At 56.3% G+C, this 6,130-nt stretch carries 6 protein-coding genes; 4 read left to right on the forward strand and 2 right to left on the reverse strand.

Features of this window, described 5'->3' with window-relative positions:
- Nucleotides 1-170 precede the first annotated feature (170 nt).
- The 3 genes from VJ956_RS05905 to erpA are packed head-to-tail and all read left to right on the forward strand — an operon-like array spanning nt 171 to nt 1,850.
- Nucleotides 171-911, forward strand: a complete 741-nt coding sequence (locus tag VJ956_RS05905) for a DUF6776 family protein (protein ID WP_324082750.1) — start codon at nt 171-173, stop codon at nt 909-911.
- A gap of 1 nt (nt 912) precedes the next feature.
- A complete protein-coding gene (locus VJ956_RS05910; RefSeq protein WP_324082752.1) occupies nt 913-1,437 on the forward strand; it encodes a polymer-forming cytoskeletal protein in 525 nt (174 codons plus the stop codon).
- 59 nt (nt 1,438-1,496) lie between these two features.
- A complete protein-coding gene (gene erpA / locus VJ956_RS05915; protein ID WP_324082754.1) occupies nt 1,497-1,850 on the forward strand; it encodes an iron-sulfur cluster insertion protein ErpA in 354 nt (117 codons plus the stop codon).
- 23 nt (nt 1,851-1,873) lie between these two features.
- Here erpA and VJ956_RS05920 read toward each other — a convergent pair whose 3' ends face one another.
- Together VJ956_RS05920 and VJ956_RS05925 are read right to left on the reverse strand one after the other, a co-directional pair.
- Entirely contained in the window at nt 1,874-2,971 is a 1,098-nt protein-coding gene (locus VJ956_RS05920; protein WP_324082756.1) for an anhydro-N-acetylmuramic acid kinase, read from the reverse strand.
- A gap of 4 nt (nt 2,972-2,975) precedes the next feature.
- Complete coding sequence (locus VJ956_RS05925; RefSeq protein ID WP_324082758.1) at nt 2,976-4,454, reverse strand: OapA family protein; 1,479 nt, start codon at nt 4,452-4,454, stop codon at nt 2,976-2,978.
- Between the two features lie 312 nt (nt 4,455-4,766).
- Here VJ956_RS05925 and tyrS point away from each other — a divergent pair, with 312 nt between their 5' ends.
- Nucleotides 4,767-5,966, forward strand: coding sequence for a tyrosine--tRNA ligase (gene tyrS / locus VJ956_RS05930; protein WP_324082760.1), 1,200 nt, complete (start codon nt 4,767-4,769; stop codon nt 5,964-5,966).
- Nucleotides 5,967-6,130 lie beyond the last annotated feature (164 nt).

Genomic DNA, 6,130 nt, shown 5'->3' on the forward strand with positions numbered 1-6,130 from the left:
GCAACACAGGTCCAGAGGCCCGAGCGACAAGCCCTCCGGGAGCCCCTGAAAGCCTTGACAGCGGTGTTGCGTCGGCTCGATTTGGAACCACCAAACCATCGCCACCGCGCCTTGCTCTCAAGGCTTTCAGGGGCTCAGTAGGTCAGCGAATTAACCAGACGGGACACTAGGTGACAGATCAAAAAAAGCCATCAGAAGAATATATTGTTATCCGGCATCGGCCAGGCTACCGGGTGCGCCGGACTCTGATCCTGCTGGTGTTTTCCCTGGCGACCGGCATTATTGGTTATGCCGCCGGACTCGCGGAGAGTGGATTCCGGTTCTCGACGGCCGAAGAATCCAGGGAGCATCTGAGTGACCAGGTCCGGCATTTGCGCGCCGAGAACCTGAAGATGAACCAGCAGATTGTGAATCTGGAACGTGGCCGTGCAGTCGATGAGCAGGCGCTGAACCAGGCCAGGCGGAATATTGTGGGGCTGGAGACAAAACTGGCCTCCCTGCAGTCGGAACTGGTGTTCTACAAGACCATTATGGCGCCGTCAGAAAGCAGCCGGGGTCTGCAGATTGATCGTGTCGCCCTGCGCAGCGCCGGTGCCGATGGTGTCTATGATTTCATGGTTGTGCTGGTCCAGCGGGGCGATAACGAAAACTACCTCTCCGGTTCCGCGCGGGTAGATCTGATTGGCCAGCGTAATGACCAGCGCGAGACCATTGCACTGAAAGATCTCTCCGGGGATATTGAAAATACCGATATCAAACTGCGATACCGGTACTTTCAGGAGGTGAAGGGCAGGCTGAAGTTGCCTGAGGATTTTGAACCAATGAGTGTTCAGGTAACGGCCAAGCGGGATGGGTCCGGCTCGGCGTTGGTTGAGCGCAGTTTTGACTGGGATGAGCTGACGGAGAATTGATATGTTGGGAAAAAAGAAACAGAAACCACGCCGCCCTACCGGGAATTTCGATACCCTGATATCTTCCCGGGCCGATATTCATGGCAATGTAAATTTTTCCGGGGGCCTCCATGTCGACGGCAAGGTACGCGGTATGCTGGTGGCGGATGAGGATAGTGATGCGGTACTGCGCATTTCCGAGGTCGGCATAGTCGAGGGCGATATTCGCGCACCACATGTGATTATCAATGGTACGGTCAAGGGCGATGTCTATGCATCCGCCCATCTGGAACTGGCGGCAAACGCGGCAATCCATGGCAATGTCTATTACGACCTTATCGAAATGGCAATGGGTGCAACGGTCAACGGCAGCCTCGTTCATCAGCATGAGCCAGCCGGTCTTCTGACCAAAACCAGAACTGCTGAACTGGGTGTGGATGAGCAAGATGTGGATGTGGGAGATATGGATATGAAAGGTGTGGATAAGGAAGTTGAGACCAGTGAGGTCGGGATCGTTGCAGAAGCCGATGCCAAAGGGAATAGTTGATTGTTTTAGTCAGGAATACCATAATTACGGAATCAGCGTTGTAATATCCGGAGGCACTCTTGAGTGTAGTTCAGCAACAGGCGACAACCCCGCTTTTTCTTAGCGACAGTGCGGTATCCAAGGTACGTGAGCTCGTTGAAGAGGAAGGAAACCAGGACCTGAAACTCCGGGTGTTCGTCACTGGAGGAGGCTGCTCCGGGTTTCAGTATGGCTTCTCCTTTGACGAAGCCGAAGATGATGAGGACTCGGTGATCGAGAGAGACGGCGTCAGTCTCCTGGTTGATCCGATGAGCTATCAGTATCTCGTGGGTGCAACCGTTGATTACCTGGAGGGATTGCAGGGCTCTCAGTTCGTGGTTCAGAACCCGAATGCCAGTTCAACCTGTGGTTGTGGCAGTTCCTTCACAATCTGATCAGCTCTTGGTGGTCAGTATTCTTACGCTTGGTAGATCGCGCCCAGAATCCGGCTGCCTTCTGCTCCGGTAACCTCGGAAAGATTGCCGGGGCGTCCCTGTAGAGTCTGGCTGGCAAGCCAGGCGAAAGCTGCAGGTTCAACCCATTGCGGATCCAGCCCGATGTGGTTTGTAGTGGTTAATTTGCAGGGGCTACAGGCCCGCTGTAGCTCTCTCATCAAGACCGGATTGTTCGCGCCGCCGCCGCAGGCAAACACTGTTGTGCCTGGCTGTTGAGGTAACTGTTGGGCGATCGTGATAGCGGTCAGCTCAAGCAGTGTGCGCTGAACATCTGCCTCGGCAACATCGGAGTGGCGCGCGAGTAAGGTCTGCACCCAGTCCAGGTTGAATTTTTCTGTACCGGTACTTTTCGGGGGCGGGCGCTGAAAGTAGGCGTCAGAGAGCATGTCGCTCAATAATGGCTGGTTTACCTTGCCCTCGTTTGCCCAGGTACCGTCCATGTCGAACGCCTGACCGGTATTATGCCGGCACCAGGCATCCAGCAATGCATTGGCAGGACCGGTGTCGAAGCCGGTGACTGGCCGGCTGCTGTCGGCAGGGAGGTGGCTCAGATTGGCGATGCCGCCCAGATTCAGAATACAGCGATCCTCGCCACGATCGCTGAAAAACGCCTTGTGGAATGCAGGAACCAGGGGAGCCCCCTGGCCACCAGCCGCAAGGTCTCGCCGCCGGAAGTCCGCAACCGTGGTAATGCCCGTGCGCTCTGTGATCAGGGTGGGGTCGCCGATCTGCAGTGAAAACGGTGTGCCGCCATCGGGTCGATGGCGAATAGTCTGGCCATGGCTGCCAACGGCCCTGACCTGGCTGGCGGCCAGTCCTGATTTTTCGAGAAGTTCAGTGACTGCTTCAGCAAACAGGGCACCCACGCAATGATCCAGTTCTCCGAGTTCATCGGGGGTCCCATGATTCTGGCTGAGATTGACCAGGCGCTGACGAATGGTGTCGGGGTAGGGAGCGCTGTGGTGGCCGTGAATACGGACGCGTTGATCCGCAAACGACACCAGGACGGCATCGATGCCATCCATGCTGGTGCCAGACATCAAGCCGATCCAGGCGTCCATCAATCTACTCGTCTGAGGCAAGGGCCAGTTGTTGATGATCGTCCCCACGGAACAGCTCGAATTTGGCCAATTCCTGCTTGGCAAACCGCTGGAATCTGGCCAATTCGGCTTTGGGTACCGGCTTGGCGTCAGGCAGTTTGACGGTGCGGGAATTGCGGGGCGACCCGTTAACCCGGAATTCGTAATGCAGGTGCGGGCCCGTAACCATACCCGAAGACCCGAGGTGGCCGATGGTGTCCCCCTGTTTGACGCGGCTGCCATTGCGTATACCGCGGCCGAGGCGGCTCATGTGGGCGTATAGAGTGGTGATATTTTCGCCATGCTGGAGGATGACCGTGCGACCGTAGCCGCCTTTCCAGCCGGCAAAAATGACGCGGCCATCGCCAGCCGCCTTGATCGGAGTTCCGGGAGGTGCGGCATAGTCCGTGCCTTCGTGTGGGCGGACGACGTCCAGTACGGGGTGCCGGCGCTGGAGGTTAAAGGATGAAGACACTCGGGCGTTGATAGGTGTTCGCAGGAACGCCTTGCGCATGCTGCTGCCGTTTGGTGAATAGTAATCTGTATCGCCGTTGCTGTCGGTGTAGCGCAGCGCGATAACCTCTTCCCCCCGGTTGAGGAAGCGTGCGGAGAGAATCTCTCCGGTACCGAATTTTTCGCCGTCCAGGTAAAGCTCTTCGTAGACTACTTCAAAGCGGTCACCCTTGCGGACGTCGTAGACAAAATCAATGTTCCAGCCAAAGATACCGGCCATCTCCATGGCGACGCGATCCGAAAGTCCCGCTTCGCGGGCTGCAACATAAAGCGACCCCTCGATGACACCTGACGCAAAGACAGGCCGTGCATCCGGCTCACGCACAACCGTTTCGCCGCCGAAGCTATCATCAGTCCGGGAAATCCGGAGGCTTTCGAGCCGGTCACGCTGAAGTTCGACGGCTGTCAGTTCACCGGCCTCGTCGGTGGCGAAACGGATGGTTTCGCCAGCGTACAGGCGCTGGAGCTTGCCGGCTTCCCCTTCGCCGTGGATGACTGAGAGCATCAGGCCGTCGTCAAATCCCGCCTTGCCAAATAATGACGACAGCGTATCCCCGGAACGAATATCAAAAGTTTGCCACTGCAGTTGAGGGGGCTGGACAGGCGTCGGCGCTTGACCTGCCGCCAGCACTCCGGTCGCTGCATCTGTTGCCGGGAGCGCTTGCGTGGCTGCATCGGCCATGGCCAAAGTGGTTGCCGGCGTGCTTGACGGTCCGGTCTGGGTACTGGTGGTCTCCGGCTTGATTATCTCTTTCAGACTGCCCGGTGCCTGTGGAGTTATACCTGAGCTGACAAAACCTGCCTTGACCAGTGAGCCTTCCTCGAGATCCAGGGCATAGGTAACACGGTTAGCCTCTACCCGGGAACTGGGGCTCATCAGCACGGCGGCGGTCACAAGCACGCTGACGCTAGCTGCAATCGTTATGTGTGTTCTGGGAAACATTTTCAGCACGTGTAACACCCGTTTTGATCCAGATTCCGGCAGGTTGTACCGTCTAATTAAAGTCGTAATTCAAGTCTAGGCCAACAGATTACCGTATAAAATACATCCAGAACAGCAGGAAACATTACCGTTAGCCCTGTCCGCGCCAGATTTTTTACCCCGGCGCTGGTATAATCCCTCGGCTTTTCACAGGGAACTGACTGTGACCTTGTTCAGAAATTAACCGAAATAGTAGCAGGAGCGCCGGTAACTCATGGATTTCTTTTGTAGGTGTCTGTAACCGCGCAGTTCCCGTTGATCAGTATTAAGGATGTGGCGTAAATGGCTTCGATTGAAGAGGCGCTGGCAATAATCCAGCGTGGTGTTGATGAGCTGATTCCTGAAAACGAGCTGGTGGCGAAACTCGAGACCGGTCGCCCGCTGCGAATCAAGGCAGGCTTCGATCCTACTGCACCGGATCTTCACCTGGGGCATACGGTCCTGATCAACAAGTTGCGTCAGTTCCAGGATCTGGGTCACCGGGTCATTTTCCTGATTGGCGATTTCACCGGGATGATCGGTGATCCGACGGGTAAAAGCGCAACACGTCCCCCGCTGACCGAAGAGCAGGTGGCCCGGAATGCGGTAAGTTATAAAGAACAGGTCTTCAAGATTCTGGATCCCCGGAAAACCGAGGTGGTGTTCAATTCGGACTGGATGCGCACGCTTAGTGCTGCGGATATGATCCGGCTGGCTGGCCAGTATTCCGTTGCCCGTATGCTGGAACGGGACGATTTCCACAAGCGTTATGAAGCCGAGCAGTCGATTGCTATCCATGAGTTTCTCTACCCCCTCGTTCAGGGATACGACTCTGTGGCGCTTGAGGCGGATGTGGAACTGGGGGGCACGGACCAGAAGTTCAATCTGCTGATGGGGCGTCATCTGCAGCGGCATTATGGGCAGGCCCCGCAGGTGGTGCTTACGATGCCGATCCTTGAGGGGCTGGATGGCGTCCAGAAAATGTCCAAATCCCTCGGTAACTATGTGGGCGTGAATGACTCGCCGGGCGAAATGTACACCAAGCTGCTGTCGATGCCGGATAACCTGCTCTGGCGATATTTCGAGCTGCTCAGCCTGCGGCCGATGGCCGAGGTCAAGCAGTTTCAGGCTGCGGTAGAAGCAGGAGAGAATCCGCAAGCCTACAAGAAGTTATTTGCCGAGGAAATCATTACCCGTTTCCACGACGCAGAGGCAGCGGCCGGTGCCCACATGTCGGCAGGAAACCGGGTCGGTCTGGGGGAGATACCCGACAATGTCCCTGAAGTCGAGATATCGCTTGCGGGCAGGGAGGCTATTCACATTGTCAGTCTGCTGAAGGAGGCGGGCCTGGCGCAGGGCAAGGCTGCCAAAGATGTCTTCGGGCGTGGCGCGGTCTATCTGAATGGCGAGCAACTTACAGAACAGAAGACATTTGTGGCAGGGGCTGACGTGGTGCTGCAGGCCGGCAAGAAGAAGATTGCCAGGGTGCTGGTCAAAGACTAGGCGATTTACGGAGAAATAAAGAGAAAGTTTCGCGGCAACCGTTGACACCTTGGGGCAGGGCTGTAGAATACGCATCTCTTTCGAGGGGCACGCCGATTTTGCGGGCCGGAAATCGACGGACAACCGGTTGAAAACATTAGAGATTCTGAGTACCGAATTTCTTC

Origin of the sequence: Marinobacter sp. (genome assembly GCF_035268745.1) — a bacterium.
GTDB lineage: Bacteria > Pseudomonadota > Gammaproteobacteria > Pseudomonadales > Oleiphilaceae > Marinobacter.